Genomic DNA, 24958 nt, shown 5'->3' with positions numbered 1-24958 from the left:
CCCTTAACGGGGCCTTCTTATTTTAATCGTCTTGTCTTGATTCACGAAGCTTACCGGTCTTAGCGTCAACTAAATACTCCATCGCTTTACCGTTTTCCATGCCTTCAAACTCATAGTGCCAGCCCTTCATCATACTGTCTTCAAGAGACCAGTCACCCACTGGAGTTTTTCCTGCTTTCTTAACTGATGCCACTGCATCTTTAAGTGAAAGAAGATTTTGGCCCGGCTCAAATGTGTCTTTATCAACTGCGTGACCAGAGGCCTCTTCAAAATCTCCGTTACGTTTAAATTCAACCTCAACAATTGATCCGTCTTTAGTTTGAACTTTTACTTCTTTTTCTTTTTCCTGAACCACTTTCCCACCCGGAATCATTTTTAGCGCTGATTCACTCACAGTCGCAGCGAAGACAGGAAGAGATAATGCCAAAAGGCCTACAGTTAAAACTTTCACCGATTTCATAGTTACTCCTTATGATAAAACAACAGACTGGTAGGCCGAAATGGCCAAAGCTGTGATGATTACGAGATGTAATAAAGGTACTGCCAAGTGTTTCATGTGTTTCCCCTTGATGAGAAAATCTTAAAACATGGACCTTACCGCTATCTTACGCCTGCATTACAAAGTGGTAATGTAACTGTGAAACAAGACCCTTTCCCTATAGTACTAGAGACTTGGACGGTTCCTTGGTGGACCTTAATGATGGCCTTTACAACACTTAGACCAATGCCAAGACCCGGAGTTGAGCGACTCTTATCCACGCGATAAAGGCGCTCCCAGATCTTTTCCAGGTCAGGCTCAGGGATTCCTTCACCTTGATCTTTAACTGAAATTTGTACCTGATCCTGAGTGGAAGTTACGCCTATATGGACCTCTGTGCCTTTTGGAGAATACTTAATGGCGTTATCCAAAATATTTCCAAAAGCCTGGTTTAATCGGACTTCATCTCCCATGATGCAAAGTCCTTGTGCAATATCCATGGTGAGTTTGATCTCTTTGTCTTCGGCCACATATTGATAAAGGTCCACCAGATTTTCGATAAAGATATCTAAGTAGATTTCTTTCTTCTTAATGGCCATGGTTCCGGTCTCGGCCTCAGAAACATCCATGATGGCATGAAGAAGCTCCAAGATCTTCTCTGAATTTTCCAGACCGTCTTCCAAAGCTTCAGTCATTTTTTTTGGGTCATCTTGATGAAGAAGAGCGTCCTCCGCACTATTTCTAAAACGAGTAAGAGGAGTTCTCAAATCATGGGCCACGTTATCAATGGAGCTTTTAAGATTGGAAATGAGGACCTCATTTTTATCCAGAAGAGAGTTAAATTCATGGGACAAAAGATCAACTTCATCTCCAGAATTTCGAACCAAGGCCCGCTTCTGGCCCTGTCCTTGTTGAATGTCTTTAATGACGGTCGCCAGATTTTTAATCGGTCTCAAAATACTTCGCGACAACAAGTAGCTTAAAAGAAAACCAATAAAGAGGAAGGGAATAAGCACCATGAGCGCAATGTAACGGATACTCGCCAGATGCTCTTCGCGCTCCTCAGAACTTTTTCCGACCTTCATCCAACGGTCATTTTTAAGTGGAGTCACTAGAACTTCCACCATATCATTATCAATCAAGGGAAGTAGCCCCAACCATTCTTTCTCTAAAAACATTAAACGAAGCTGATATTCAAACTTCTCGTAAAGGTCTTTGTCCTCTTCACCAGAAAGAAGAAGAACAGTCTGAAGCCCTTTTTTAAGCGGCATCTTGCGAACTTCCTCCTGAAGTTGTCGGATCTCTTCCTCGTCTTCAAAGTCGCGATCAATATATTTAGGTAAAGAAGAAAAGACCTCTTCGCCGTTTTTATCAACGATGATCACCAGAATCTCAGGAGAGATGTCCCTGCGGAGTGATTCCTCCCCGAATAGCTCATAGTTTTGGGCATAGACGGCCGACAAACGTTCCAGAAGATCTTTGTCACTCTTTCTCAAGGAATTTGAAAGGAGATAATAGATGGTGATAGATACACTGAGAAGGGAAACGAGAAGTAAAAGAGTTGTTCCAAGGACCAGGCGAGGGCCGATCTTTTTAACCATCTTTGAGAACATACCCCACCCCTCTGATGGTATGAATGGTCTTCTGGTCAAAGTCCTTATCAATCTTATTTCTTAGACGACAAACCAAAACATCCACAATATTGGTCTGGGTATCAAAGTTATAGTGATACACATTTTCCAGGATCATGGTCTTAGAAAGAACTCTTTCAGGATTTTTTAGAAAGTATTCAAGAAGAGAAAACTCTTTTGCTTGAAGGTCAATGACTTTCCCCTCGCGTGTCACTTCTCTTTTTAATAAATCAATTTTAATTCCGAATTGGGACAATGAAGTGGGAAGGCTTTTCTGGGGCCCATGTCGACGAAGAAGAACTTGAATTCGTGCCAGGAGTTCAGAAAAAGCAAAGGGCTTAATTAGATAATCATCTGCCCCATGCTGAAGGCCCTCGACCTTCTCTTCCACCGAACGTTTAGCACTTAAAATAAGCACGGGAGTACTAAGTCCCTCGGATCGCATCCCGGCCAGTACCTCAAGTCCGCTCTTTCCAGGCAGCATAAGATCGAGAACTACCAAGTCATAGGATTTGTCCACGCTCAAATGATCGAGCGCTTCCTGACCATTGGCGATTTCAGTGGCCTCGTAACCGGACTCTTTTAATCCTTTTTTAATGAAGCCAGAAATTTTCGGATCGTCTTCAACGACAAGAATTTTCATCCGTTTATTATACGGTATTTTAGGCCAAGTGATAAATTACATTTCAGTAATCTTATTCACCACTGAGGTATTCCCCTACATCTCCGGTTCCTGCTTCCTTACCATTTAAGAACAATCTCCAATGGATAGAAGTGGATCGGGCCATCATTGCACTAACACCACAATACTTAGTTTGGGCCAATCTAATGGCCTGCAGGGCAAGGGCCTCATCGACTTCACCATTTATATGATAAATCAAATCAATGTAGGAAAAGACAATAGGATAACCATCATTAGTGGATTGAACTTTGGTCTCAATCTCAAACTTATTTATGGTTTGTTTATATTTATGTAATAAACCAACTATATCCATTCCAGTACAACCTGAAAGAGATGCCGCAAAAAGTTCTTTAGGGGTCGCCCCTTTATCTTGTCCCAATGGAGCGGCCGCATCCATAGTAATTTGATGGTTACCAACTTTGGTCTTAAAGAGCATGTTTTCTTTCCAAGAGGTCTTGAATTCCATAACGACTCCAATCTTCTTTTTTAGTATCTCGCGGGAGTGAGGACCCATCCAACTTAATATTAACTGGGCCTATTATTGATCATTTCTCTTTTCATTCGACAGACCTTGGATTTGGGACAAAACTCAGGGGTGAATTTATATTCACAGGAGGCCATCCCCATGAATGGTTCAACCTTAAAAATCCCGCCTAATGTCCACGATCACAGAATTGGTTCTCTTCATGCTCCCGTGATCTTAATTGAATACGGAGATTTTCAATGTCCTCATTGTCAGATGACGGTCCCTATCCTGGATACGTTAGTAAAAGAATATGGGCAGGATTTGTGTTTCATCTATCGCCATTTTCCTCTCTCAACGATTCATTCCAATGCAGGGGTCGCGGCAGTGGCATCAGAGGCCGCGGATGCCCAAGGTCAGTTCTGGCAAATGCACCATCTCTTATTTGAAAATCAATTTGATCTTTCTTCAGAAAATATTTTTGAACTCGCAAGAACTCTTAATCTGGATATGAAACTCTTTCTGGATGATCTTGAAAGAGAAGATCTGTCCGAGCGGGTAAGAGTGGACTTTAACAGTGGTGTTAGAAGTGGTGTGAATGGAACACCAACGCTTTTCCTGAATAATCTTCGTTTTGACGGAGCTCCCACTCTGGAAATGTTAGAAGACGTTATTAACAAACTCATTAGTGATAATCGAGCGGCCATTTAAGGAGGTCATCATGACATATACTTTGAAAGTACCCGCCATCAAGAATGATCACCGAAAGGGCCCCTTGGATGCTCCGGTGATATTAGTAGAATACGGAGACTACGAATGTCCACATTCGGCCCGTGCTTATCAAATGATTCAAAAACTTTTGAAGGAGTTTGATGGAGACATTTGTTACGTATACCGACACTTCCCTATTACGGACATTCATCCTCATGCGGCCCTTGCGGCCATGGCGGCCGAAGCGGCCAATGAGCAGTCCCGCTTTTGGGACATGCACGATCTTCTTTATAAAAATATCTATAACCTGTCGGCAGAAAGTATAACTGTTTTAGCGGAGGCCCTGGAGCTCAACATCCAAAAATTCTTGGTTGATCTTGAACGAGAGGATCTTATTGATCGAGTCAGAAAGGACATCGACAGCGGTGAAGAATCCGGTGTGACAGGAACTCCGACTTTTTTCCTGAATGGGATCATTTTCGAAGAGGACGCGACTTATCCGGCTCTAAAAGAAAGCATCCTAGAACTTAAGAAGGAGTATCAAGATTATGCATCATAAACATATTAAAGGCGTTGATAAGGCCAATGAAGATTTTAATCATGTTATCAATCTCCTGATGGAAAGCAGGTTGTTTGAAAATGAGCAGAAGGCGTTTGCTATCTTAAAGGCCTGTTTAAAGGCGTTAAGAGAACGAGTTGGAAAACAAGAGGCCATTCATTTAGGCTCTCAACTCTCCACTATCTTGAGAGGATTTTATTATGAAGGCTGGAACCCAAATACAGAAATGTCCCGCTCGAGAACCACCTCTGACTTTTTAGAAGATGTTCGTCATTTCTTTCATGGTCATGACGAGATTGATCTCTCTCGGGCCGTTCCCGTGACCCTGGGAGTGATCCTCGACATGATTGATCAAGGTGAGGCAAAACAAGTCTTAAAAAATTTACCTAAAAATATCCAGGATCTTTATCTGGATTAAGGAGGACATATGGAAAATCTAAGTCAGGGAGATTCGGGGCTAAAAGACCGTGTGAACGAAATCCTAATTGATCTTGAGTGTGAGAATATTGAAGTCTCGGTTGAAAACGGTGAAGTTAGTCTTCTGGGTGAAATTCCAAGCGAAGAAATGAAGACCAAGATCGAACAAAAAGTTAAGGACCTGGATGGAGTGCAGAAGGTCTATAACGAACTACATGAAAAATCTCTTCCGCAATAAAAAAGGCCACCTTGAAGGTGGCCTTTTAAAACTTTCCTAGTAGCCGCTACTGCCTTTCTTCTTATTCATATCGTCTTTCGTATCTTGCTTCATTGGTTCAACATCAATCACTTCTTCTTCCTGCATGACTCCTTCTGGGCCACGGTAACGGCAGGATTCAACCACTTGAGTTGATGAGGCCCCAACCACACAGGTACGATACTCTTTAAGGGCATTCATCTTACGATCAATGTCGTCCGTTTTCTTTTTCTTTGCACTTGAAAGATCATCGGCAGAGAAAGCACTAAAAGCAAAAAGCCCTAATGCTAAAACAGTTAAAAATTTCATGGCCACTCCTTTGTTAAAGAGACTTAAGCTTCAAGAGTAGTCATGATGCCAGGGTTCTTAAATATGCACTGAAGATGCAGTGAAGAAGTTCGCTAAAACTTATAAGTAACCCATGTCGTAAAGTAATCTATGTCTTTACCTGGGGTCGCCTCTTCAAGAAAACTACCGACAAAGAAATGCATATACTGGGCAAATAATAGCCAATGTTTACCAAACTCATACTCTCCGCTTAGGGCCAGCTGACTTCCAATGTAACGGGAGTCTCCAGCATCACCGGGCACAATAGGATTTAACGGTACATTATAGAGTCCATCCTCGAGCGATTGGCGCCAAAGAAAGTCCCAATCAACTTTAAAAGTGAGTGTATCAGATGGTTCAATAGAAAAACCCGGATGAATGTCCATGAAGTTTGCGGGCCCCAGAATGGCGGCCTCATTAAAGAACGATCCTTTTGGGAACAAAGCATTGAAGGTTCCAAGCGTATCATCATTTGGATTATCATCCCCGCTTGCCACTGAGGCCTTTAGTTCTAAGCGAGGTTTCCAGGGATGATTGAAGGTGTAACCGGTGTTGGTCGAAACTGTCCAGGCCTTAATGCTTTTATTACCAAACTGGCCGAACTGATAGACCGCCTCATAATCATAGTCCCAGCTTTTTCCTTTATTAAACCATCTGGAACCAACAGAGTGTCTCATCTCATGCTCAGTTCCGGAGGCAAATTCCCCCTCCTGCCTGTCATATCCCAAATAATAAAGATCGGCCTTGATATTTGTGAACGTTGCATAGAGACCAAATAAAGTGCGATCAGTTCCGGATTTATCATCAAACTCTTCAGGGTTGGTCTCTACTGGATGTGAATATAAACCATCTAGATTAAGATTTTGATCCTGGTATTTTAATTTAACGGCATCGAAAGACTGCCGAACGTTTGGCCCTTCACGAACAGATATGAGACGAGAACTTCCGTAACTTATTTCCTGTCGCCCGACTCTTAGATGTAAGCGATCAAAGTCTCCATCAACAAACAATTGGTGAAGATCTAGTTCATCCTTATCAATACTCCGGGGAGGAAGTTTTTTATCGAACACTAGATTACTTTTAAACTGTGTGAAGAAACGAAACTTTTCATTCAAACGAAGATCACCATGTAACATGACACGTGAAAGCACATACCCATCACCTTCGTTTAATGGCTCTCCCCATAAAAAATTACTAAAGTACTCGTATCTTTCCCTGATCTCACCGCCCAGAGTAAGATACGACGTTTTATCTTTGTTAATGGGAATAAACTTAATGCCATCCAGGTAATCAGATCGTTTAGACGGATCACGAAGATAACTAAAATCCTCGTCCTGACGGATTATTTTATAACCCGGCCAGGACTCCTGAGCCTTCGAGGACAATGGTAGAAGAACAAGAAATAAGAATAGCACGTGCATAAAGATATATTGCCTCAACTATTATTAGGCCCGACTTCATTCACAAGAAGAAGAAATCGGATCAACCTAAGGAGTCCATCTCTAACTTAACTTAAAGGAGACACATATGGCCAATCAATCAATAGAACAATATGAGTCACATCCTGATAGTCGTACCCAAAAATTTTTGGATGCCCTGAACGCATCCGGTGGTAAACCCATGGAACAACTTTCTCCGGCAGAAGCGAGAAAAGTGTTAGAAGACGCTCAAAAGAGCGTTAAAGTAAATCTTGCTCCTGCTGAGGTTTCAGATAAGACCATTGAAGTCGATGGTCAAAAGATCAATCTTAAAATTGTAAGACCTGAAAACACCCAAGAGAAACTCCCAGTGTTTATATTCATTCACGGCGGCGGATGGGTGCTAGGAGATTATCCGACCCATGAGCGACTCATCCGAGATATTGTGGCCGGCTCAGGAGCAGTTGGAGTTTATGTGGATTATACACGCTCTCCTGAGGCCAAATATCCTGTGGCCCTTAATCAGATCTATGCCGCCACTCAATGGGTGTCTGAACATGGTAATGAAATCAATGTTGATGGTTCGCGTCTTGCGGTCGTTGGTAACAGTGTTGGAGGCAATATGTCCATCGCCACGGCCTCGATGGCAAAAGATAAAGGCGGACCGGACATCCGATTTTTGCTTCTCATGTGGCCAGTAACAAATTCGTTTTTTGAAACCGAATCCTATAATCAATTCGCCACCAATCACTTCTTAACCAAGGGTATGATGAAATGGTTCTGGGACAACTATGCTCCGGATGAAAAAGATCGTCAGACCAAATATGCCTCACCTCTTCAGGCAGAAACTTCTGCCTTTAAAGATTTTCCACCTACTCTCGTTCAGACCGCTGAGTGCGATGTTCTTCGAGATGAAGGCGAAGCTTTTGCCCGAAAACTCGATGAGGCCGGTGTCACCGTCACGACCACTCGCTACGTGGGAATGATTCACGACTTCGGTCTTCTCAACCCATTGGCGGAACTTCCAGAGGTGAGATCCCACATTCTTCAGGCCTCTCAAGAACTTAAAAAATATTTACAACTTCACTAACCAAGGAAGGAACTATGAAAATCATCTTTATGCTATTGAGTTTGATCGTTATGCCTCTGGCAATGGCCCAACAAACCGCGACTGAGAAAATTGATACAGTGGTCTTTGTTCACGGTGCGTTTGCAGACGGCTCAAGTTGGAACAAGGTCATTAAGAACTTGCAAAAGACTGGTCTTAATGTGATCTCGGTACAAAACCCGCTTACTTCTCTTGCCGACGATACAGCGGCAGCGAAACGTGCGATTGAAGCTCAACCGGGCAAGGTCCTTCTTGTGGGTCATTCTTGGGGTGGTGCTGTAATTTCAGAAGCGGGAAATAACGAAAAAGTTGCAGGTCTGATGTATGTCGCGGCCTTTGCTCCTAATGACGGACAATCGGCCAATGAATCTGTGAAGGCCTTTCCGGCCGCGCCTGGCATTCAAAAACTTCAACCGGACGCCAATGGATTTATCAGACTCTCCAAAGAGGTCATGCAGTCTGATTTCGCTCAGGACTTAAAGAAGGACGAGACAACTCTCATGACCGCCACTCAAGGCCCTATCGCTGGAAAATGTTTTGATGAAAAGGTCACCACTGCGGCCTGGAAAACAAAACCAAACTGGTATATCGTGACCTCAAAAGATCGCATGATTAATCCAGATGCACAGATGACTCTGGCAAAACAAATGAATGCGAGTATGACGACCATTAACTCGAGCCACGTTCCAATGGTGTCACATCCAAAAGAAGTAACGAAGGTCATTACGGACGCTCTTAAGAAGCTTAATGCTAATGTTGAGCAACCTAAGTCCGCATCTAACTAGAAGTTCATTAAGACCGGTCTACTCGGCCGGTCTTTTTTCAAATATCTTGCCCAAGCTATTCTGCCCCCTTATCATTACCGTAATGGCCGCAGTAAATACTCAGTTTTCGATCGCAATTCATATCATGGTCTGCATTGGCAGTGCCGAGAAAGACATGACCTCAGCTGCCCTTGCTAGCAGCGTGAATGCGTATCCGAGCTTTGTCAGAAGAATTCTCTCTAAACTCTCCAAGGCGGGCCTGGTTCAAACCTCTACTGGTAAATCTGGTTTCTCAACTCTTGGCAAAAAACCAAAAGACATTACTCTGCTTGATATCTATCGTGCCGTCGAGGCCCCAAAGGCCTTTGCTATCCACAAGTATCCTGAACAAAAAATCTGTGAAGTAAGTTGTGGAATTAAAGAATGTATGGAAAAGGTGCTGGATAAAACTCAAAAGGCGATGGAAGACAGTCTTAAAAAAACCACCCTCGCGGATGTTATCAAAGATATGAAATAAAAAAGGCCAGCTTCACGCTGGCCTTTTTGTTAGATGGCAGTCGGGGCCTGATTGACATCGTTCTTGAATCCCTGAGGCACAAAATCCTCACTGGCATCCAGATCAAGAGCAATCTTTAAAACTTCTGCCGCAGTTTCTACGAGCTCAATTTTTAGTCCATGACGAACTTCTTCCGGAACATCTTTGAGGTCCTTCTGATTTCGTTTGGAAAGAATCACTTTCTCAATTCCGGCTCGGTGAGCAGCAATAAGTTTTTCTTTGATTCCACCCACTGGCATCACCGCTCCTCTCAGAGTCAGCTCACCCGTCATGGCAAGTTTTGGACTAATGCTTCGACCAGTTAAGAGCGAGGCAATAGTCGTGAGCATCGTGATCCCTGCCGACGGTCCGTCTTTGGGAATCGCACCGGCCGGAACGTGCACGTGGATGTCCTTTCTTTCAAATTCAAATCCAGGAATCACATGGGCCAAGCGAGATCGCACTAAGCTTAAAGCAATCTGAGTCGATTCTCTCATCACTTCACCTAATTGACCGGTCAGGATCAAACTGCCCTTACCTGGCATAAGATTCGCTTCAATGAAAAGAATCTCACCACCTTGTGGAGTCCAGGCAAGGCCAGTTGCTACTCCCGGAGGATTCATAGTGTTTGCCACTTCATGGGTAAAGCGCTCATTACCGAACACTTCTTCAATGTCAGCGAGCTCAATCTTAATTGGCAGAACTGAATCTTTCGAAAGAACTTTTTCCGCCATGGCCCGACAAAGAGTCACGATCTTTCTTTGAAGATCACGTACACCCGCTTCACGAGTATACGAGCTAATGAGTTTCAGAAGAGCTTCATCTGAAAGCATTAATTGATCATTTGAAAGTCCGTGTTCAGTCCATTGCTTAGGAATCAAGTGATTCTTGGCAATGTGAAGCTTCTCGGCCGTCGTGTAACCAGACAGATCAATGATTTCCATTCGATCCAGTAGTGGCCCCGGAATGGTATCGAGACTGTTGGCCGTGGCAATGAAGAACACATTGGATAAATCAAATGGCACATCCAAGTAGTGATCCAAGAACGTCGCATTCTGTTCAGGATCTAGCACTTCAAGAAGTGCGGCCGCAGGATCACCTTGGAACCCACGTCCTAATTTATCAATCTCATCCAACATGAAGACCGGATTGTTCTCTCCTGCACGCTTGATACCTTGGATGATTCGCCCAGGCATTGCTCCGATATAAGTACGACGGTGTCCTCGGATTTCAGCGTCGTCTCTTACTCCCCCTAAACTTCCGCGTACAAATTTTCGGCCCAATGCCTTGGCAATACTTTGACCTAAGGAGGTCTTACCTACTCCAGGAGGTCCCACGAGAAGAAGGATTTGTCCTCGGCTGGTTTTTTTAAGTTTCATCACGGCAAGATGTTGCAGAACTCTCTTCTTGATCTTGTCCAGGCCATAGTGTTCAGCATCCAGAATCTCCCGGGCCTTATCAAGGTTAAGATCAGCGATTTCTGATTCAGAACCGGATTTCTTCCAAGGAAGAGCGACTAAAAGATCCAAATAATTTCTAATCACATGAGACTCAGGAGAATTTGGTCCCATGCTCTCTAATCGTTTGAATTCATCTAAGGCCACCTTCAATGTGTCTTCCGGCATTCCGGCATCGAGAATTTTCTTACGAAGATCGTCCTTCTCTTCACCTTTTTCAATATCGCCCAACTCTTCTTGAATCGTTCTTAACTGTTCACGCAGAATGGTTTCACGTTGGTGCTTGCCAAGCTTGTGTCCTAATTTATTTCTGATCTCTACTTGAACTTCCAACTCATCTTTCATCTTCTGCATCGACTCAAGAACCTTAAGGGAGCGGTCTTTTAGCCCGGCGGTCTCCAGGATTTCTTGTTTCTTTTGAGAATCAATGTCCAGATTGGCGGCAGTCAAATAAGTTAGATGCGAAAGGTCGTTAATCTCTTTCACTAACTCGGATAATAGACGCGTGTCATTCGGTAGTAATTGCAGAATTTTTTCTGACATGTTCTTCATCACGTCCAGCATGGTAGCAAAGGTCGATGGATCAGCGTCCAATACGTCCTTCCACTCTTCAGCGGCAGCGGCGATATAACCGTCTTTCACGCTGAATTGATTCACGCGGTAGCGAGAAACTCCGCGAAGAAAAATCTGATAGCCCTCTTTGGCGTTCCCTCGAATGCGATCAATTTGGGCCAGGGTTCCGATGGTTCTCAAGTCATTAATCTCGACGTTGTCGTGATCATACCCACTCTTCTGAGAGACCGCTAAAATCATATTTCCGTTTTTCTGAGCGGCCTCAACTGCTTCAATACTTTGTTTGCGTCCTACTCGTAACGGGAGGGCGCTGCCCGGTAAAATTACGCTTTCTCTCACTGATAAAACTGGCAGCAATTGCATAGAAACTCCTTGTTCCAATTTCGATAATTATCGAACTTAGAAACAAGATGGGACCGATAAAAAAAATGTCAATGGCGGGTGGAAAAGTGGTAGCATGAATTCATGAAGAAATCCGACTTACCCGGTTTAAAGAAAATTCAGATCTCGAGCATCTTTTATGCCCTTAGCGATCCTGCGCGGATCGAAATTATTCGAGAACTTCTGGAGCACGAGGAGATCACCTGTGGAGAATGCAAAAGCAATCTCTCAAAGTCCACTATGTCTCATCACTTTAAAGTTTTAAGAGAAACGGGATTCATTGAAAAAAGAGAAGAAGGTAAGACCCATTATATTTCACTCAGGGTCGACGAAATTGAAAAAAGAGTTCCGGGACTTATTGAGGTCTTGCGCTCACTCAAGTCGCCTCTTTAGTCCCGGCTTCCCCTATTAAAGAGCGTCAATGCTCTTTAAGATGACGTCTTTTGGTTGATTACCGACGAGAGTATTCACAACTTGACCGTTCTTAAAAAAGATCATGGTTGGAATACCGCGGATGCCATACTTCATCGCCAGATCACGTGACTCATCCACGTTGAGCTTAACAATGTTGGCCTTCGCTCCAACCTCGCCAGAGATTTCTTCCAGTACTGGACCGAGCACACGACAAGGCCCACACCATTCGGCCCAAAAATCTACCAGGACCGGTTTATCAGAATTTAAAACTGCTTGTTCAAAGTTTGCACTGTTTACTTGTTGTAGACTCATATTTCACCCTTTTGAAAGAGCCATAGGCTCTATCCATATGATGGGTGCGACCTGGATTATTGTCAAGATTAAAGTAACAATTAAAGTCCAACCTATGGGAATGACTGAAGTTTACTTAGTCATTCCCGGTAGTTTATGCGCCTGCGATAGAAAGATGATGAAAGATTAGTGATACGCTAAAGAAGGAGTGGTCTCTTGATGGCTCAAGACCCTCACCCACCACATCCACGTTCATGAACATGTCCATGAGATTACCTGAAAGAGTTATATTCCCAAAAGTTTTTACTCGTTCACCGTATTCCCAAACGTAACCTTTGATGGCCACAGAGAAGGTTCCTTTCACGCGATTGGCACCTGAATAAAGACCATCCATCTGAATGACCTCAAGATAGCGCTGCGGAAGTTCTTTTTTATTTTTTCCCATGATCAGAAGATCTGTTCCCGAAATACCCAATGAACTACCAGCGCTTCGAGAGGCGCGACCTGTGGTCTTCGTTTTAAATTGATTGGCCGTCATGGAGTTGTGATAAAAACTCTGAAGGACACCCTCCTTGACGAGGGTCAAAGGTCTTCTTTCAACCCCCTCACTATCAAACAAAGAAGTTCTGAAAGAGTGCTCATAGGTCGGATGATCAACAATCGTAATGTCTTTAGACATCACCTCAGAACCCAATTTTTGGTCCCAAGGATTGACCTTGTCCATGGCGGATTTCGCGGAATAAAAATTTGAGAAGCAATCCAGAAGCTGCTTTAAACAGTCTTCGGTGAATTTCACCTCATACTTACCAGTAGGAAGTGTTTCTTCTTCTAAAAGATTTCTAGCATGAAAAAGAGATGTTTCAGTCACCTTGCTCCACTGAAGCTCCTCAAAGGTCTTCGCCAGATTAAAGTCATAGAAGATGGCCTTTTTTCCTTTCTCATCTAAAAGCGCAGAAGATGAGATGGAATAACTCTTGTCCAAATATGAAGTTGAGCGGCCTCTCGAACTTAAGTAAAGCGACTTGTATTCGTTTTCCGAAAAACCGTTATGGGGAACCGAAACCACTCGCTGATCCATCATTTTCACGACGGATTCAAGTTCAAGCGCCTTCTTGGTTTTCGTGGCAATATCAACTTCTGGCTCAGGATGACTTTCTTCATCGGCAAGATGACCGGTAAGTTCCATGATCCTTTCATTTGGATTGGGTTCACTAATCTCTGCATTTTGAAGAGCGTGCTTAATCATGAACTGCAATGACTCTTCATCCAGGGCCTCAGTGTAGGAAATGCCAACACGTCCGTCTTTAATGACCCTCACTCCTAGAATTTCAGAACTAGAAACTTTATAAGAAGAGATTTCTCCATTTTGCGCACTCATTGAGAGTGACTTTGAAGTGGAATAAATAAGATCTGCTTCTGCTTTATAATCAGTGATTTCATTAATCACACGTTCCATGATCTTTTTCATGCTTCACCCCCAACCAGAATTTCATCCACTTTAACAGGAGGTTGTCCTACTGTAGTTGGAATGCTTCCACTGACTGAACCACACATACCGGCCATGAGCTGGAGGTCTTCTCCGACCATCGAAATTTTTGCCATGATGTCAGGCCCAGTACCAATTAAAGTTGCTCCTCTCACAGGAGTGGTAATTTTCCCGTCCTTTATGAGATAGGCCTCTTGAACCGCGAAGTTAAACTGTCCGGTGGCAGGATTAACTGAACCACCTCCCATTTTTTTGGCATACAATCCATTTGGAACACTTCCAATAAGTTCTGCCAATTCATATGGGCCCTGTTCGATAAAAGTATTTCTCATGCGAGAAGCAGGAGCGAATTTATAAGACTGTCTACGAGCAGAACCAGTTCGTTTATGTCCTGTCTTTATTTCACCCATGCGGTCTGAAATAAAATGTTTTAAAACGCCGTTCTCGATCAACTGAGTTTTCTGAGTAGGCATTCCCTCGTCATCAATAGATAAAGATCCCCAGGCACCAGCAATGGTTCCATCATCCACGGCCGACAAAGCACTGTGAGCAATCTGCTCACCCATCTTGTCCCAGAAGACACTTGCCTTCTTCTCTACTGCGGTGGTTTCAAGTAAGTGACCACAGGCCTCATGGAAAATCACTCCGCCAAAACCGTTATCAATCACCACTGGCATTTTTCCGGCCGGACAGGCACCAGCGTAAAGAGTGGTATTGGCCTGCTTTAAGAGTGTGTCCACGATTTCTTCGCGGTTAAGTTGTTCCATAAATTCCCAGCCGCCGATGGCACCTGGACCGTGGAAGGCCTCAGTTTGAAGATTTCCATCTTTCATCACCAGCTGATGGAAAAGTCGGATATAAGGTCTCTCTTCAGAAGCATAGAGACCATCAGAGTTGTAGACCTCAATCTGTTGTTTCTTCTTAATAAAATTCAGCATCACTTGGGCCACTTTCGAATCGGTTCGTAGCGCCTCATCCGTTTTCTTTAAGTAAGCGAGCTTATACTTAGCATCGACTTCCTTGTCATTCAGAGTGGCGATTTTAGGATAACTGAGATTTTCAAAATTAAGAGTGACCGAGCGGCCCTCCTTATTGATTCTAGAAGCAAGAAGTTTTGTGATACGAAGAAGTTCTTCACGATCAGTTGAATTGGTATAACCGTAAAGGGCCTGCTGGCCATAAATCAGTCGAATTCCAATTCCAAACAAAGTGCCCGACTGAGTGTCTTCAGCGCGGGAGTTTTTAAAGACCATATTTTCTGCATGGGTTCTCTCGATGAAAATGTCTACGAAATCCGCACCAAGAGAAATACCATGAGCAATAATGTCTTGAGCTATTTGAGATGATAGTAGTGGCATAAATTCCCCTTAAGGGGGAAATTATAACGGAGAAGTCTTTGAATGACATCCCCGTTTAAAATCCGCTTATTTTACTCCACTAGATTCAAGCGCGTATTTTCCTGCGCCTAGAAGAATGATGGCCAGTGAAGAAACAATAAAAAACACATGAAGTTCAATCATCCAGCCGCCGTACTGGTTTAAAGTAAAAATTTTTTCATGATAGGCTAGGCCAACAGCAACCAGCATCGTAAAAATAATCAGAATGGCAGAGTATCGGGTCTTATAACCAATGATGAGTAAAAGTGGAGCAAGTATCTCCCCCACTAAAACTCCATGCTGGATAAATTCAGGAAGTCCCGCTTGATTAAGCATGCCTCCTACATGTCCATAGCCATGAACGATTTTGTGCATTCCATGAAAGAGCATGAGTCCACCGACAACAACTCTAAGAAAGAGCTTCGCCAGATCGTCTTTTTGAGTCGTATTCATTTGTTCCCCTTTAAGTAGTCTTTTAGAGATGTAGGAGATTTTCCAGTTAGTTCTCTTACAATATTGTTTTTAATGTCTAATTGATGATCACACACTGACTCTTCATAGGTCGCAATTAGTTCTACAACAAAAGATGGAAGCCCCATATCAGTGTAGGCCTTTTCAATCTGGGCCTTGGATACATCTTTGAATTTAATTTCTTTTCCTGAGATTTCAGAAAGTATCTGAGCGATTTCCGGATAACTCACACTCTGCTCGTTAGTGACGTCCAGGATAGAATGATGAAAGTCCCCATTCATCAAGGCAGCTACGGCCACGTGAGCACAGTCTTCACGAGTAATAAACCCTACTTTACCGGCCCCGGTCGAAGTGACAAGGACACCGGCCTCTAAAGCATGCTTCACACTCTCGTCGAGATTTTGCATATACCAATTATTTCTAAGAATGGTGTATTCAAGTCCTGATCCCAGAATTGCATCTTCAGTTCCCTTGTGATCAGGCCCAAAAAAGATTTTCACCTTGTCCGGATTATTGAGAGAGGTATAAACGATGTGTTTAACACCTGCCGCTTTAGCGGCCTTTACGGCGGCAAGATGCTGGCGAAGTCTTTCTCCTGGAACCGCCAATGAATCAGTACTAATAATGAAAAGCTTATCCACATTCTTAAAAGATTGAGTGAGATCATCCGGGTGATTAAAATCAACTTCTCTTATCTCCGCCCCCCGATCTTTAAACTTCTGGAGCTTTTCAACTTTTCTCGAACCGGCAATGACCTTGCCCTTATATTTTGTGAGAAGCTCTTCCAGGACCAGTTGTCCTAAATGACCGGATGCTCCTGTTACCATGATCGTTCCATTATATGTTTTCATAGGGATCTCCTTGATGGTCTATTTATCTCATTCTTTCGTTGTTACAAAAAGTAGACATAATCGCATTACAGTGTTGCAATAAATGCAACAAAGGAACTTTATGCTGGACGAGCTAGATTTAAACAAATTACGGATTTTCAGAGAACTGGCCGTGGCCAAAAGTTTTACAAAGGCGGCCCAGAATCTTAAACAACCTAAGTCTCGTATTAGTCGCACGATCTCCGCATTAGAAAAAGAAATGGGTGTCCAGCTCATCTATCGCACCACACGCTCTTTTGAACTTACTCACTCTGGACAGCTACTCTTTAATCAACTTTCTCCCCTGTTGAATGAACTAAAGACCTCACTTGAGATGGTGGTTTCAGACACCAAAGAAGTTGCAGGCATGATCAAAGTGACCTCACCAGAAGACATCGCCTCTGAACTTCTGGGTCCTATGTGTCAGGAGTTTCTGGAACTTTATCCCAAGACCCAGATAAAGATACACGCCAGTAATGTCATCGTTGATATGGTCAAGGACCAATTTGATGTGGCGGTAAGAATCGGAAAGGCCAAAGACAGTACACTCATTCAGAAGAAGATCGGAACAGTTGATATGGAACTTGTGATGTCACCGGAACTTTACAAAAAACATCTGCCGAAACGATTAGAAGATTTAGAGAAAATGAACCTTATTGCTTATGATGATTTTAAACTGCCTCATGTGGCGGTCAAAGTCACACGAGGAAAAGAAAGCAAAACGCTAAAAGTTAGACCTCACCTGACCTCGAATAATTTTTTATTGATCAAGCATATGGTTTTAAGAGGAAGTGGTTTTTCTCTTATCCCCTCTTTTTTGGTGAAAGATCAAATCATGAAAGGAGAGCTCATAACGGTCTTCAAAGAATGGAAGCTGGAGGGAAGGCCACTTCATATCTTGATTCCTCATCAAAAAGAAGTCCCCATCAGGATCAGAAAGTTTCTCGATTTTCTGACGCCAAGATTGACTCCATACTTTTAGATCTCAATCATATTATGAGAAGGCAAAGGGCCACCTGGAAATTGGTGAAGGGCGCCTCCATGCTTGAGGTCTCCGAGATCAAAAACAGAAAATCCCATTTCATCTAAAAGATCACCAACTAACTCTTTGGCAACAGCATCATCTCCAGACATAAAAAGCACACGTCTTCCTCCTTCTTTTCTTGGATCGGCCCCAAGGATTTCAGGTTGAAGTGTGTTCATGGTTTTTACAACTCGGGCATCTATTGCCAAGCTTGCGACAATTTCACTGGAGGTCTTTCCGTGAAGATCGGCGGTTCGAAAACTTGGGACCTCAACCGGATTGGTTGTATCAATCAGAATTCTTCCTTCCCATGATGGTACTTGTTTCAACGCCTCCGGAACTTTACTCCAGGGAACAGCAAGCACCACAATTTCGGCCTTGGCCGCCTCCACAACGGTTCCGGCACAGGTATGTGGCCCAAGTTCTTTCACAAGTTTTAATAGAGATTCAGGGCCGCGGCTATTACTGAGCACCACATCCACATTTATTCTAGTCAGTTGTTTTGCAACGGCCTGTGCAATATTTCCTGCCCCAATAATTCCGACTTTCATGAAACTCTCCTGGTTAATCTTAACCTCGCTTGAGTTTGTTCACTTTTCAAATCTACCGGCGTTAATAAAACACTCTACTCTTGATTCAAGACAGCTTTCCTCTCTAGCAAAAGCCGATTTAAATGAATTGAGGAGAAAACATTATGGACAATACCTTTAATTATTTTTCATTCGATAAACGAGAACTTGGAGCGCGTGGACCTTTCTTCGCGCGACCCGACCTGATTGAAGAATTTAAGGTCCATGTCCCCGATGGAAAGTTAGATGAAATCACGGCCAGAATCATGAACGCAAAACTTCCAAAACAAATGCCACCGGTTGAAGGTGCTTCAAATTGGGAAACCGGTGCGGACATTGGTTGGCTAGAAGAACTTCGTCACTATTGGCTCACACAGTACGACTGGCGTGAAGAAGAGATAAAACTCAATGGCTTCCCCCAATACATGGCCCAGGTGGGTGAGTATCAGATCCATTTTTATTATGTGGTTGGTGAGGGCCCAAACCCGCTTCCGCTTCTTTTAACTCATGGTTCGTCTGGCTCTGCTATTGAGTTTCTGGATTGCATTTCTTCTCTGACAGAACCTTCTAAGCACGGTGGAAAAGCTGAAGACGCTTTTACAGTCATTATCCCTTCACTACCGGGGTTCGGATTCTCTTCAATGCCAAAGAAACCCATTCAAGCGAAGACCACTGCAAAAATTTGGAACAAGCTCATGACTGAGATTATAGGACATGAGCATTATGTCACCCAAGGCGGAGACATTGGGGCCGTGGTGGCGGTCCAATTGGCCGATCAGTTCCCGCAAAACGTCAAGGCCATCCATCTCAATCTACCTTTATGGTTTAACATTCCGGCGACTGAACAAACTGACGACGAAAAGAAATGGATTCAGGAATACGAAGAATACTTTAATGGGCCTACTTTTGATTTTCAAAGAATCCAAACCAACAAACCCATGATGGCCGCAGTTGCTCTCACAGATAGTCCCATCGGAACGGCCGCCTGGATTGCGGAAAAGTTCTGGGCCTGGTCTGATCACGGTGGGAAATTAGAGAACACCATTTCAAAAGAAAAACTCATCACTAACATCATGATGTACCTTGTGAATGAGGGAGGAATCGCGGCAAGCTTCTGGTATTCTCGTGGATATAAGACGGAACTTAACTGGGAACTTCATCCTCGTTATGTGGATGTTCCAACCGCCATTGCGATTTATCCCAAAGAGCATCTTTTTGGAAGACCAAGTCTAGAGACCGCCAGACGAGGTTACAATCTCGTTCACTTTCAGGACATTCCTCGGGGCGGACATTTTGCGGCGATGGAACAACCGGAGTTATTTGCGGCCAACCTTCGCGACGCTTTTAAAAATTTTCACTAACCTAATCGAGGTTCAGAAGATTTTTGGGCCACAAAGACACCTTCAAACAGGCAGGCATTTTTGATATGTGCCTTGAGGGTGATTCTCCCCATGCCCTTGCGTTTGAAAGATTCAATAAATTTTTCAAACTGTGATTCATCCGGCGAAAGACAAACGGCCCGCAGATCTTCCTCTACCGGCAACTGATAGTCGGTCTTCCCTTCTTTAATTAAAACATGCGCACTGAATCCTGCCTGATCCAGGCGATGAAATAACCAAGTGTAACAAGAGAGAATCAGCACAGCACTTAAACTTCCACCAAAGGCCGTTCCCATATGGTTACGATTCGGGGACAGAGGTCCAAAGACCTCCACCTCATGATCTGTGGCCTTGATAATCTCTATATCAAGGGCCTTCGCGAGTGGAATCTGTTCATGTAAAAAATTTGTTAGTTCATTTGGCGTCATTATAATTTTCTCAAAAAGAATTTTAACCGTTCCAGTCCGTCATCAAAATCCTTAGGAATAAGTCCGGACTTTTTGAAAAGACCGGTGCTGTCCAGCTTCTCATTCTTCATTGCTTCATAGATTCGTCTTGGTTTCTCTCCTAAATCATCCACAGGAACAGCAAATCCTCTAAGACGATCCAGTTCTTTGTAAACATCCAGGACCAAAAAATCAATGGGCGACACAGGAACAGAAGTTTTGGTCTCAATCACCTTCTCAGGTTTATCTGCGAGAAGCGAGTCCATGGGTTTGTAGCGCTTTAATTCTTCCAGATAGTCTTTACGAAACATAAGATTAGACACGCCACCCGGATCAATCAGAACTTCTTCAAAGCTCCACAAAAGATCTGTGAGATAAGTCACTTGAATAGGATTGCTCTCGAAGTATGGAAGATTTTCCAACACGATGGAGCTCCGGCAAGATTCAAAAAACAAACGCTGCTTTTCTTCCTGGGCCGGATCTCCATAGAAATCATCAAAGCTCAATTCGTTTGAAATAGGTTGAACGTAGATCGCCGCGATGGCATCAATCATCGGCTCGTACTTTAAAAGTTCATCATCGCTGAATGTGTCTTCCAGGGCCTGATCAAATTCGGCCTGATAGTCTTCAATCACGCGCTCTAATTCTTTCACCGAAAGGCGAAAGTAGAGATTAAGGGCACGGGACATTTACTGGGCTTGTACGCGAGGTGATTTTTCTTTTTCAGATTTTGAAGCTTCAGTTTTATCTACGACTCTTCGCTCTGAATTGTCAGTCCCCATGAACTTTGATCGCTGAGACTCGCATGCCTCTTTTGCGGCAAGATTTGCGGCCTTTTGAGCTTCAGCACTGTCCTCGGATTCCCCTTTAAAGGTCAGAACTTCAGACTTATTGATGGTTTCTTTATAGGAAGTGCCTTCTTTCTTTTTAAAGAGAAGGTTCTTTTTATAAACTTCTTTTTCAATCTGGCGCTCAATCACCAGGGTATAAATATCAACCGGCACTTCCGAAACTGCAGAACCTCCGCCTCGGGCCAATGTCACTGCGTCCAAATGACTTACACAGTTCTGAACACTCACGACCTGATCTGAAAGAACTTCTTCTCCTTCAAAGATCCCGGCCGAAGCTTGAAATGAGAGAACCAATGTTGAGAATAAGATGAAATTTTTCATGATAAAACCCTCGTTTTCCTATCGGTTATTTACGAAAGATACTTAAATTGAGCTCACGTGAAAGGTCCTGAAAAACCTTAAGTCCTCGAATAGAGTGTCCATGTTCATTAATAGGTGGTGAATAGACTGCAATCCCCATTTTACCTGGAACCACTCCAAAGATGGCGCCACTCACTCCACTCTTGGCCGGAATACCAACTGAATACGCCCATTTACCGGAAGTATCATACATCCCGCAAGTGAACATAAGACTTAGGACATCACCGGTATAATCTTCGCTTAAGGCCCGACCACCCGTTTTCGGATGCACGCCTTTATTGGCGAGAGTCGCTGCCATCATTGCCAAATCAACCGTATTCACCATGAACGAGCACTGTTTAAAATAGAGGTCTAAAGACTCTTCTATTTTTCCATCAATCACGCCAAAGTGACGAAGAAGATGGGCAATGGAACGATTTCGATGAGCAGTGGTCTTTTCCGATTCAAAGATCACATCATCAATTCGAAGTTTTTGGCCCGCGAATTGACTAAAAAATTCCGTCATATTCTGAAGTCGCTCTTGAAAATGAGTTCCTTTAATATAACTACTGATCGCAATCGCCCCTGAGTTAATCATCGGGTTATAAGGTCTGTGGGTATTTTTTTCTAATTCAACAATAGAGTTAAAGGCCTCACCAGTAGGCTCAACTCCGACTTTCGACATGACAAAATCTCTTCCCATCTCTTGCAGAACCATACCGTAAGAAAAAGGTTTCGAAGTTGATTGCATGCTGAACTGAACATCGTGATCACCAACTTTAAAAACTTCACCATCAATTGTGGCAATGACAATGGCAAAGTTATTCACGTTGGCCTTGGCAAGTTCCGGAATATATGTGGCAGGATGCCCTTCGCGACAGGACAAATGTCTCTGATAAAGCTCTTCTAAGATTTTCATAGATAAAGGATAGCAAATTCATTACCATTTTAAGAATGATAAATGCAAAATCCCTGGTAAAAACTTTCGGTGACTTCACCGCTGTTAATAACCTCGATCTTTCCATCAAACAAGGCGAGTGCTTTGGCCTTCTCGGTCCCAATGGAGCGGGAAAATCCACTTTCATCAGCATGACTTATGGAACTGTTCAGCGAACCGGAGGAGAACTCTCAGTTTTTGGTTATGATCCAAGAATCAATAGTCGAGAGATTAAAAAACGCATGGGTGTGGTCACCCAAGACAATGCTCTTGATGAAAGTTTGACTGTCATGGAAAACATGATGATCTATTGTGCTTTTATCGGTGTCCCAAGACATGAGAGACAAAAGCGGGTTCTCGAGCTTTTGGACTACATGAATCTTACTCATAAGAAAGACACCAAGATTTTAACTTTATCTGGTGGTATGAAAAGACGCCTGGTTTTTGTAAGGGCCCTCCTTGGTCGACCTGAACTTCTCATTTTAGATGAACCCACCACGGGCCTTGATCCGGCCGTACGTCACCTTTTATGGGGAAAAGTAAAAGAACTTCATCAACAAGGCACAACCATTGTTCTGACCACTCACTACATGCATGAAGCAGAGGTTTTGTGTAACAGACTGGTCATCATGAATCATGGAAAAGTCTCTGCGGAAGGAACTCCGAAGGACATGATTCATCAACACACCCCAGGTTTCGTAGGTATTTTTAAATTAGAGGACCGTTTACAACTAGAAAAGTTGTCTCAGCAAAAGTCATTTCATTTTAATGAAGACGCATCAGGGATTTATGTCCGTGCTCATTCCCTTCATGATTTGACGTCACTCCATTCTGATCATGGTCTTAATCCATTACAAATTAGACCTAGTAACTTAGAAGATGTGTTTTTAAAACTAACAGGTCAGGAGCTCTCGGCCGATGCTTGAATCACTTAAACTTTGTTTTAATATCACTCTCCGTAACTGGACAGTTTATAAGAAAGATTTGATTTCAAATATTTCTCCTACCGTGGCAGATCCGGCCCTTATCATGGTCTCCCTGGGATTGGGACTTGGTGCTTATCTCACCAATGTGGAAGGCATGACTTACATGCAGTTTCTTGCTCCTGGTCTGACTGTGGCCACGGCCCTCTTCACTTCCTTTTTTGAAAGTAGTTATGGTTTTTATGTTCGTATGACTTATGAGAATGTTTTCAAGGCCATGCTGACAACTCCGATTGGAGTTCCTGAAGTTGTGATGGGTGAAATGCTTTGGGTGGCCCTTAAAGGTGCAGTCATGGCCGTTGGTGTGGCAGTGGTGCTTGCCCTCTTTGGAATGATGGCCAATCCGTGGCTCATTCCCGCCTTGGCGATTGTGGGATTTCTAGTTGCTCTACCTTGTGGGGCAATGGGACTACTGGCAACTGCACTCGTGAATAACATTAACCAGTTTCAAACGGTGTACTCTTTTATCATCGCTCCCCTTTATTTTTTATCGGGGATTTTCTTTCCTATTTCTCAAATGGCCGCACCGGTAAGAATGGCGGCGGAATTTTTTCCCTTGATCCATGGAGTGAGGCTTGCGCAATCACTCTTCTGGAATCAAGGGATATTAGATGCATTTTTATACAGTGGCTCCATTCTCGTTCTTCAGAGTGCAGTCCTATGTGGACTTGCCTACTGGAAAATTAAAAAGAAGCTAGTGGTGTAGGAGTCGGCGTAGGGGTCGGAGTTGGAGCTTCTTCACCCTGGCCTGTTCCATCGTCCGGCGTTGGTGTCGGAGTCGGTGCTGGAGTGACCGATTGCAATTCAAGTTTCTCAGTTCCATCTACCACTGTAATTGAAATAGGCCCCACACCCGAAGCATAGAATGTGTTCTTCACTTCATCGGGCATAAGAGCATCTGTATCATTGGTTTTTACTACATTTGTAAAGTTACCGGCCGGAACATTCAGAGTTTCAGAAATACTCAAGACTTCACCTACTCCTTCAGATTCCTGAATCACATATTCCTGGCGGTAAACATCATTGACCGCAGGAGTGGCCTTCATGATGATACCTGGCTTAGCGTCTTCTTCACCGGCGACAAAAGAACCATCAATACTCGTCACTTCATCACCATCAAGTTCTTGATTATTTCTACCAAACAACCAAACAGCTCCTTCATTGTCTTGAGCGTACCATTCAATCGTTTCACGAACAGTGTCTTCACCTTGTTTTTCAGTTTCCTTCACACCTGTACATGTCACACCCATGATGTCTTTTGTTTCATCACTTACTTCTCTTTCAACTGTGACCGCCGCACCATCTTCAGTTGTTCCTGCATAAGTCCAGGTCGTACCCGCAGTCAGTGGAAAATAAGGATTGGTTACTGTGGCCGAAAAGTTCGCTGGATCAATTTGTGGATCATAGGCCGCCTCACCTAATTTTCCACAGGCCGCTTTTTGAGCAGTATTTTGGGCCTCACACTGGACCTTGGCACTGGCCTGATTTGTATCGGCCTCAGCTCGACAAGTGTCTCGTTCAGCACTGTTCTCACAGGCCGCATAAGCAGTTTCCTTGGCCGTTTCTGCGGCCGAGTTACATGCAACTAAACTTTGATCGGCCGTTGCTGTACACGCATTGGTTTCCTCTTGCGCGTATGCCGTTCCGACAATCGTACTGAGCAAAATAAGATAAAATGTTTTCATGCATAACTTCCTTGTTAAGATGACTATCTTCAAGGGAAGTTTAAAGAAGGGCCTGAGTCCCCTCAACTTGAAAGAACA

Annotated in this window: 30 protein-coding genes; 12 read left to right on the top strand and 18 right to left on the bottom strand. The window is 43.5% G+C overall.

The window, feature by feature from the left end:
* Window positions 1–22 precede the first annotated feature (22 nt).
* The 4 genes from ACJVC5_RS12275 to ACJVC5_RS12260 all read right to left on the bottom strand — a co-directional run bounded on the left by ACJVC5_RS12275 (window position 23) and on the right by ACJVC5_RS12260 (window position 3257).
* Complete coding sequence (locus ACJVC5_RS12275; RefSeq protein WP_408095812.1) at window positions 23–460, bottom strand: PepSY domain-containing protein; 438 nt, start codon at window positions 458–460, stop codon at window positions 23–25.
* A gap of 140 nt (window positions 461–600) precedes the next feature.
* Window positions 601–2091 carry a sensor histidine kinase gene (locus ACJVC5_RS12270; protein WP_408095811.1) on the bottom strand — a complete coding sequence of 497 codons (1491 nt, stop codon included), beginning with the start codon at window positions 2089–2091 and terminating at the stop codon, window positions 601–603.
* Window positions 2072–2752 carry a response regulator transcription factor gene (locus tag ACJVC5_RS12265; protein WP_408095810.1) on the bottom strand — a complete coding sequence of 227 codons (681 nt, stop codon included), beginning with the start codon at window positions 2750–2752 and terminating at the stop codon, window positions 2072–2074. The genes ACJVC5_RS12270 and ACJVC5_RS12265 overlap by 20 nt, the downstream gene beginning before the upstream one ends.
* 52 nt (window positions 2753–2804) lie before the next feature.
* Window positions 2805–3257 (bottom strand): OsmC family protein, encoded by a 453-nt coding sequence (locus ACJVC5_RS12260; protein WP_408095809.1) that lies wholly within the window; start codon window positions 3255–3257, stop codon window positions 2805–2807.
* Between the two features lie 159 nt (window positions 3258–3416).
* On the opposite strand from ACJVC5_RS12260, the gene ACJVC5_RS12255 reads away from it, so the two are divergent.
* The 4 genes from ACJVC5_RS12255 to ACJVC5_RS12240 are packed head-to-tail and all read left to right on the top strand — an operon-like array spanning window position 3417 to window position 5179.
* The gene (locus tag ACJVC5_RS12255; RefSeq protein ID WP_408095808.1) at window positions 3417–3965 is read left to right on the top strand and encodes a DsbA family protein; all 549 of its coding nucleotides are present in this window, start codon (window positions 3417–3419) and stop codon (window positions 3963–3965) included.
* Window positions 3966–3975: 10 nt separating this feature from the next.
* Complete coding sequence (locus tag ACJVC5_RS12250; RefSeq protein WP_408095807.1) at window positions 3976–4524, top strand: DsbA family protein; 549 nt, start codon at window positions 3976–3978, stop codon at window positions 4522–4524.
* The gene (locus ACJVC5_RS12245) at window positions 4514–4942 is read left to right on the top strand and encodes a DUF2267 domain-containing protein (protein WP_408095806.1); all 429 of its coding nucleotides are present in this window, start codon (window positions 4514–4516) and stop codon (window positions 4940–4942) included. The genes ACJVC5_RS12250 and ACJVC5_RS12245 overlap by 11 nt, the downstream gene beginning before the upstream one ends.
* A 9-nt stretch (window positions 4943–4951) precedes the next feature.
* Entirely contained in the window at window positions 4952–5179 is a 228-nt protein-coding gene (locus tag ACJVC5_RS12240) for a BON domain-containing protein (protein WP_408095805.1), read from the top strand.
* 36 nt (window positions 5180–5215) lie between these two features.
* Here the strand turns inward: ACJVC5_RS12240 and ACJVC5_RS12235 are convergent, their stop codons facing one another.
* Both ACJVC5_RS12235 and ACJVC5_RS12230 read right to left on the bottom strand, forming a co-directional pair.
* The gene (locus tag ACJVC5_RS12235) at window positions 5216–5506 is read right to left on the bottom strand and encodes a hypothetical protein (RefSeq protein ID WP_408095804.1); all 291 of its coding nucleotides are present in this window, start codon (window positions 5504–5506) and stop codon (window positions 5216–5218) included.
* 92 nt (window positions 5507–5598) lie between these two features.
* Entirely contained in the window at window positions 5599–6945 is a 1347-nt protein-coding gene (locus ACJVC5_RS12230; RefSeq protein WP_408095803.1) for an alginate export family protein, read from the bottom strand.
* Window positions 6946–7051: 106 nt separating this feature from the next.
* Between ACJVC5_RS12230 and ACJVC5_RS12225 the strand changes: the two genes are divergently transcribed.
* The 3 genes from ACJVC5_RS12225 (at window position 7052) to ACJVC5_RS12215 (ending at window position 9331) form a co-directional block, all read left to right on the top strand.
* The gene (locus ACJVC5_RS12225; RefSeq protein ID WP_408095802.1) at window positions 7052–8032 is read left to right on the top strand and encodes an alpha/beta hydrolase; all 981 of its coding nucleotides are present in this window, start codon (window positions 7052–7054) and stop codon (window positions 8030–8032) included.
* 14 nt (window positions 8033–8046) lie between these two features.
* The gene (locus ACJVC5_RS12220; protein WP_408095801.1) at window positions 8047–8835 is read left to right on the top strand and encodes an alpha/beta fold hydrolase; all 789 of its coding nucleotides are present in this window, start codon (window positions 8047–8049) and stop codon (window positions 8833–8835) included.
* Window positions 8836–8917: 82 nt separating this feature from the next.
* Window positions 8918–9331 carry an Rrf2 family transcriptional regulator gene (locus tag ACJVC5_RS12215; RefSeq protein WP_408095800.1) on the top strand — a complete coding sequence of 138 codons (414 nt, stop codon included), beginning with the start codon at window positions 8918–8920 and terminating at the stop codon, window positions 9329–9331.
* Window positions 9332–9360: 29 nt separating this feature from the next.
* Here the strand turns inward: ACJVC5_RS12215 and lon are convergent, their stop codons facing one another.
* Entirely contained in the window at window positions 9361–11742 is a 2382-nt protein-coding gene (gene lon, locus ACJVC5_RS12210; protein ID WP_408095799.1) for an endopeptidase La, read from the bottom strand.
* A gap of 102 nt (window positions 11743–11844) precedes the next feature.
* Between lon and ACJVC5_RS12205 the strand changes: the two genes are divergently transcribed.
* Window positions 11845–12153, top strand: a complete 309-nt coding sequence (locus ACJVC5_RS12205) for an ArsR/SmtB family transcription factor (protein WP_408095798.1) — start codon at window positions 11845–11847, stop codon at window positions 12151–12153.
* A gap of 15 nt (window positions 12154–12168) precedes the next feature.
* Here ACJVC5_RS12205 and trxA read toward each other — a convergent pair whose 3' ends face one another.
* The 5 genes from trxA to ACJVC5_RS12180 all read right to left on the bottom strand — a co-directional run bounded on the left by trxA (window position 12169) and on the right by ACJVC5_RS12180 (window position 16649).
* Window positions 12169–12486: a thioredoxin gene (gene trxA / locus ACJVC5_RS12200; RefSeq protein WP_408095797.1), complete on the bottom strand. Its 318-nt coding sequence runs from the start codon at window positions 12484–12486 to the stop codon at window positions 12169–12171.
* 133 nt (window positions 12487–12619) lie between these two features.
* Window positions 12620–13933, bottom strand: coding sequence for a TldD/PmbA family protein (locus tag ACJVC5_RS12195; RefSeq protein WP_408095796.1), 1314 nt, complete (start codon window positions 13931–13933; stop codon window positions 12620–12622).
* Complete coding sequence (locus ACJVC5_RS12190; protein WP_408095795.1) at window positions 13930–15309, bottom strand: TldD/PmbA family protein; 1380 nt, start codon at window positions 15307–15309, stop codon at window positions 13930–13932. Before ACJVC5_RS12190 ends, ACJVC5_RS12195 begins: the two co-directional genes overlap by 4 nt.
* Window positions 15310–15375: 66 nt before the next feature.
* Complete coding sequence (locus ACJVC5_RS12185) at window positions 15376–15780, bottom strand: DoxX family protein (protein ID WP_408095794.1); 405 nt, start codon at window positions 15778–15780, stop codon at window positions 15376–15378.
* The gene (locus tag ACJVC5_RS12180) at window positions 15777–16649 is read right to left on the bottom strand and encodes an SDR family oxidoreductase (protein ID WP_408095793.1); all 873 of its coding nucleotides are present in this window, start codon (window positions 16647–16649) and stop codon (window positions 15777–15779) included. Before ACJVC5_RS12180 ends, ACJVC5_RS12185 begins: the two co-directional genes overlap by 4 nt.
* A 100-nt stretch (window positions 16650–16749) precedes the next feature.
* Here ACJVC5_RS12180 and ACJVC5_RS12175 point away from each other — a divergent pair, with 100 nt between their 5' ends.
* A complete protein-coding gene (locus ACJVC5_RS12175) occupies window positions 16750–17649 on the top strand; it encodes a LysR family transcriptional regulator (protein WP_408095792.1) in 900 nt (299 codons plus the stop codon).
* Here the strand turns inward: ACJVC5_RS12175 and ACJVC5_RS12170 are convergent.
* Window positions 17646–18260: an NADPH-dependent F420 reductase gene (locus ACJVC5_RS12170; RefSeq protein WP_408099238.1), complete on the bottom strand. Its 615-nt coding sequence runs from the start codon at window positions 18258–18260 to the stop codon at window positions 17646–17648. The two genes, ACJVC5_RS12175 and ACJVC5_RS12170, sit on opposite strands and share 4 nt — an antisense overlap.
* A 125-nt stretch (window positions 18261–18385) precedes the next feature.
* Here ACJVC5_RS12170 and ACJVC5_RS12165 point away from each other — a divergent pair, with 125 nt between their 5' ends.
* Complete coding sequence (locus tag ACJVC5_RS12165; protein ID WP_408095791.1) at window positions 18386–19621, top strand: epoxide hydrolase family protein; 1236 nt, start codon at window positions 18386–18388, stop codon at window positions 19619–19621.
* On the opposite strand, the gene ACJVC5_RS12160 is transcribed toward ACJVC5_RS12165, so the two are convergent.
* The 4 genes from ACJVC5_RS12160 to glsA are packed head-to-tail and all read right to left on the bottom strand — an operon-like array spanning window position 19618 to window position 22194.
* Entirely contained in the window at window positions 19618–20067 is a 450-nt protein-coding gene (locus tag ACJVC5_RS12160) for a YiiD C-terminal domain-containing protein (protein WP_408095790.1), read from the bottom strand. The two genes, ACJVC5_RS12165 and ACJVC5_RS12160, sit on opposite strands and share 4 nt — an antisense overlap.
* Window positions 20067–20774, bottom strand: a complete 708-nt coding sequence (locus ACJVC5_RS12155; RefSeq protein ID WP_408095789.1) for a hypothetical protein — start codon at window positions 20772–20774, stop codon at window positions 20067–20069. Before ACJVC5_RS12155 ends, ACJVC5_RS12160 begins: the two co-directional genes overlap by 1 nt.
* The gene (locus tag ACJVC5_RS12150) at window positions 20775–21257 is read right to left on the bottom strand and encodes a hypothetical protein (RefSeq protein ID WP_408095788.1); all 483 of its coding nucleotides are present in this window, start codon (window positions 21255–21257) and stop codon (window positions 20775–20777) included.
* A gap of 25 nt (window positions 21258–21282) precedes the next feature.
* Entirely contained in the window at window positions 21283–22194 is a 912-nt protein-coding gene (gene glsA, locus ACJVC5_RS12145; RefSeq protein ID WP_408095787.1) for a glutaminase A, read from the bottom strand.
* 35 nt (window positions 22195–22229) lie between these two features.
* Between glsA and ACJVC5_RS12140 the strand changes: the two genes are divergently transcribed.
* A complete protein-coding gene (locus ACJVC5_RS12140; RefSeq protein ID WP_408095786.1) occupies window positions 22230–23138 on the top strand; it encodes an ABC transporter ATP-binding protein in 909 nt (302 codons plus the stop codon).
* Window positions 23131–23901 carry an ABC transporter permease gene (locus tag ACJVC5_RS12135; protein WP_408095785.1) on the top strand — a complete coding sequence of 257 codons (771 nt, stop codon included), beginning with the start codon at window positions 23131–23133 and terminating at the stop codon, window positions 23899–23901. The genes ACJVC5_RS12140 and ACJVC5_RS12135 overlap by 8 nt, the downstream gene beginning before the upstream one ends.
* Here ACJVC5_RS12135 and ACJVC5_RS12130 read toward each other — a convergent pair.
* Window positions 23879–24880 (bottom strand): hypothetical protein, encoded by a 1002-nt coding sequence (locus ACJVC5_RS12130; RefSeq protein ID WP_408095784.1) that lies wholly within the window; start codon window positions 24878–24880, stop codon window positions 23879–23881. The genes ACJVC5_RS12135 and ACJVC5_RS12130 overlap by 23 nt on opposite strands.
* Window positions 24881–24958: the final 78 nt, after the last annotated feature.

Origin of the sequence: Peredibacter sp. HCB2-198 (assembly GCF_045999315.1) — a bacterium.
Lineage (GTDB): Bacteria > Bdellovibrionota > Bacteriovoracia > Bacteriovoracales > Bacteriovoracaceae > Peredibacter.
The sequence above is the reverse complement of the archived record's forward strand: the minus strand, read 5'-3'. Positions and strand labels throughout refer to the sequence as shown.

Bases quoted from the DNA above. Each gene is read 5' to 3' on its own strand.
- ACJVC5_RS12150 (WP_408095788.1), bottom strand. From the start codon at position 21,257: ATGAAAAATTTCATCTTATTCTCAACATTGGTTCTCTCATTTCAAGCT.
- ACJVC5_RS12225 (WP_408095802.1), top strand. From the start codon at position 7,052: ATGGCCAATCAATCAATAGAACAATATGAGTCACATCCTGATAGTCGT.
- ACJVC5_RS12230 (WP_408095803.1), bottom strand. From the start codon at position 6,945: ATGCACGTGCTATTCTTATTTCTTGTTCTTCTACCATTGTCCTCGAAG.
- ACJVC5_RS12155 (WP_408095789.1), bottom strand. From the start codon at position 20,774: ATGTCCCGTGCCCTTAATCTCTACTTTCGCCTTTCGGTGAAAGAATTA.
- ACJVC5_RS12275 (WP_408095812.1), bottom strand. From the start codon at position 460: ATGAAATCGGTGAAAGTTTTAACTGTAGGCCTTTTGGCATTATCTCTT.
- ACJVC5_RS12195 (WP_408095796.1), bottom strand. From the start codon at position 13,933: ATGAAAAAGATCATGGAACGTGTGATTAATGAAATCACTGATTATAAA.
- ACJVC5_RS12220 (WP_408095801.1), top strand. From the start codon at position 8,047: ATGAAAATCATCTTTATGCTATTGAGTTTGATCGTTATGCCTCTGGCA.
- ACJVC5_RS12240 (WP_408095805.1), top strand. From the start codon at position 4,952: ATGGAAAATCTAAGTCAGGGAGATTCGGGGCTAAAAGACCGTGTGAAC.
- ACJVC5_RS12245 (WP_408095806.1), top strand. From the start codon at position 4,514: ATGCATCATAAACATATTAAAGGCGTTGATAAGGCCAATGAAGATTTT.
- ACJVC5_RS12265 (WP_408095810.1), bottom strand. From the start codon at position 2,752: ATGAAAATTCTTGTCGTTGAAGACGATCCGAAAATTTCTGGCTTCATT.
- ACJVC5_RS12260 (WP_408095809.1), bottom strand. From the start codon at position 3,257: ATGGAATTCAAGACCTCTTGGAAAGAAAACATGCTCTTTAAGACCAAA.
- lon (WP_408095799.1), bottom strand. From the start codon at position 11,742: ATGCAATTGCTGCCAGTTTTATCAGTGAGAGAAAGCGTAATTTTACCG.
- ACJVC5_RS12270 (WP_408095811.1), bottom strand. From the start codon at position 2,091: ATGTTCTCAAAGATGGTTAAAAAGATCGGCCCTCGCCTGGTCCTTGGA.
- ACJVC5_RS12165 (WP_408095791.1), top strand. From the start codon at position 18,386: ATGGACAATACCTTTAATTATTTTTCATTCGATAAACGAGAACTTGGA.
- ACJVC5_RS12250 (WP_408095807.1), top strand. From the start codon at position 3,976: ATGACATATACTTTGAAAGTACCCGCCATCAAGAATGATCACCGAAAG.
- ACJVC5_RS12190 (WP_408095795.1), bottom strand. From the start codon at position 15,309: ATGCCACTACTATCATCTCAAATAGCTCAAGACATTATTGCTCATGGT.
- ACJVC5_RS12175 (WP_408095792.1), top strand. From the start codon at position 16,750: ATGCTGGACGAGCTAGATTTAAACAAATTACGGATTTTCAGAGAACTG.
- ACJVC5_RS12255 (WP_408095808.1), top strand. From the start codon at position 3,417: ATGAATGGTTCAACCTTAAAAATCCCGCCTAATGTCCACGATCACAGA.
- ACJVC5_RS12235 (WP_408095804.1), bottom strand. From the start codon at position 5,506: ATGAAATTTTTAACTGTTTTAGCATTAGGGCTTTTTGCTTTTAGTGCT.
- ACJVC5_RS12185 (WP_408095794.1), bottom strand. From the start codon at position 15,780: ATGAATACGACTCAAAAAGACGATCTGGCGAAGCTCTTTCTTAGAGTT.
- ACJVC5_RS12205 (WP_408095798.1), top strand. From the start codon at position 11,845: ATGAAGAAATCCGACTTACCCGGTTTAAAGAAAATTCAGATCTCGAGC.
- ACJVC5_RS12215 (WP_408095800.1), top strand. From the start codon at position 8,918: ATGGCCGCAGTAAATACTCAGTTTTCGATCGCAATTCATATCATGGTC.
- glsA (WP_408095787.1), bottom strand. From the start codon at position 22,194: ATGAAAATCTTAGAAGAGCTTTATCAGAGACATTTGTCCTGTCGCGAA.
- ACJVC5_RS12140 (WP_408095786.1), top strand. From the start codon at position 22,230: ATGATAAATGCAAAATCCCTGGTAAAAACTTTCGGTGACTTCACCGCT.
- ACJVC5_RS12130 (WP_408095784.1), bottom strand. From the start codon at position 24,880: ATGAAAACATTTTATCTTATTTTGCTCAGTACGATTGTCGGAACGGCA.
- trxA (WP_408095797.1), bottom strand. From the start codon at position 12,486: ATGAGTCTACAACAAGTAAACAGTGCAAACTTTGAACAAGCAGTTTTA.
- ACJVC5_RS12135 (WP_408095785.1), top strand. From the start codon at position 23,131: ATGCTTGAATCACTTAAACTTTGTTTTAATATCACTCTCCGTAACTGG.
- ACJVC5_RS12160 (WP_408095790.1), bottom strand. From the start codon at position 20,067: ATGACGCCAAATGAACTAACAAATTTTTTACATGAACAGATTCCACTC.
- ACJVC5_RS12180 (WP_408095793.1), bottom strand. From the start codon at position 16,649: ATGAAAACATATAATGGAACGATCATGGTAACAGGAGCATCCGGTCAT.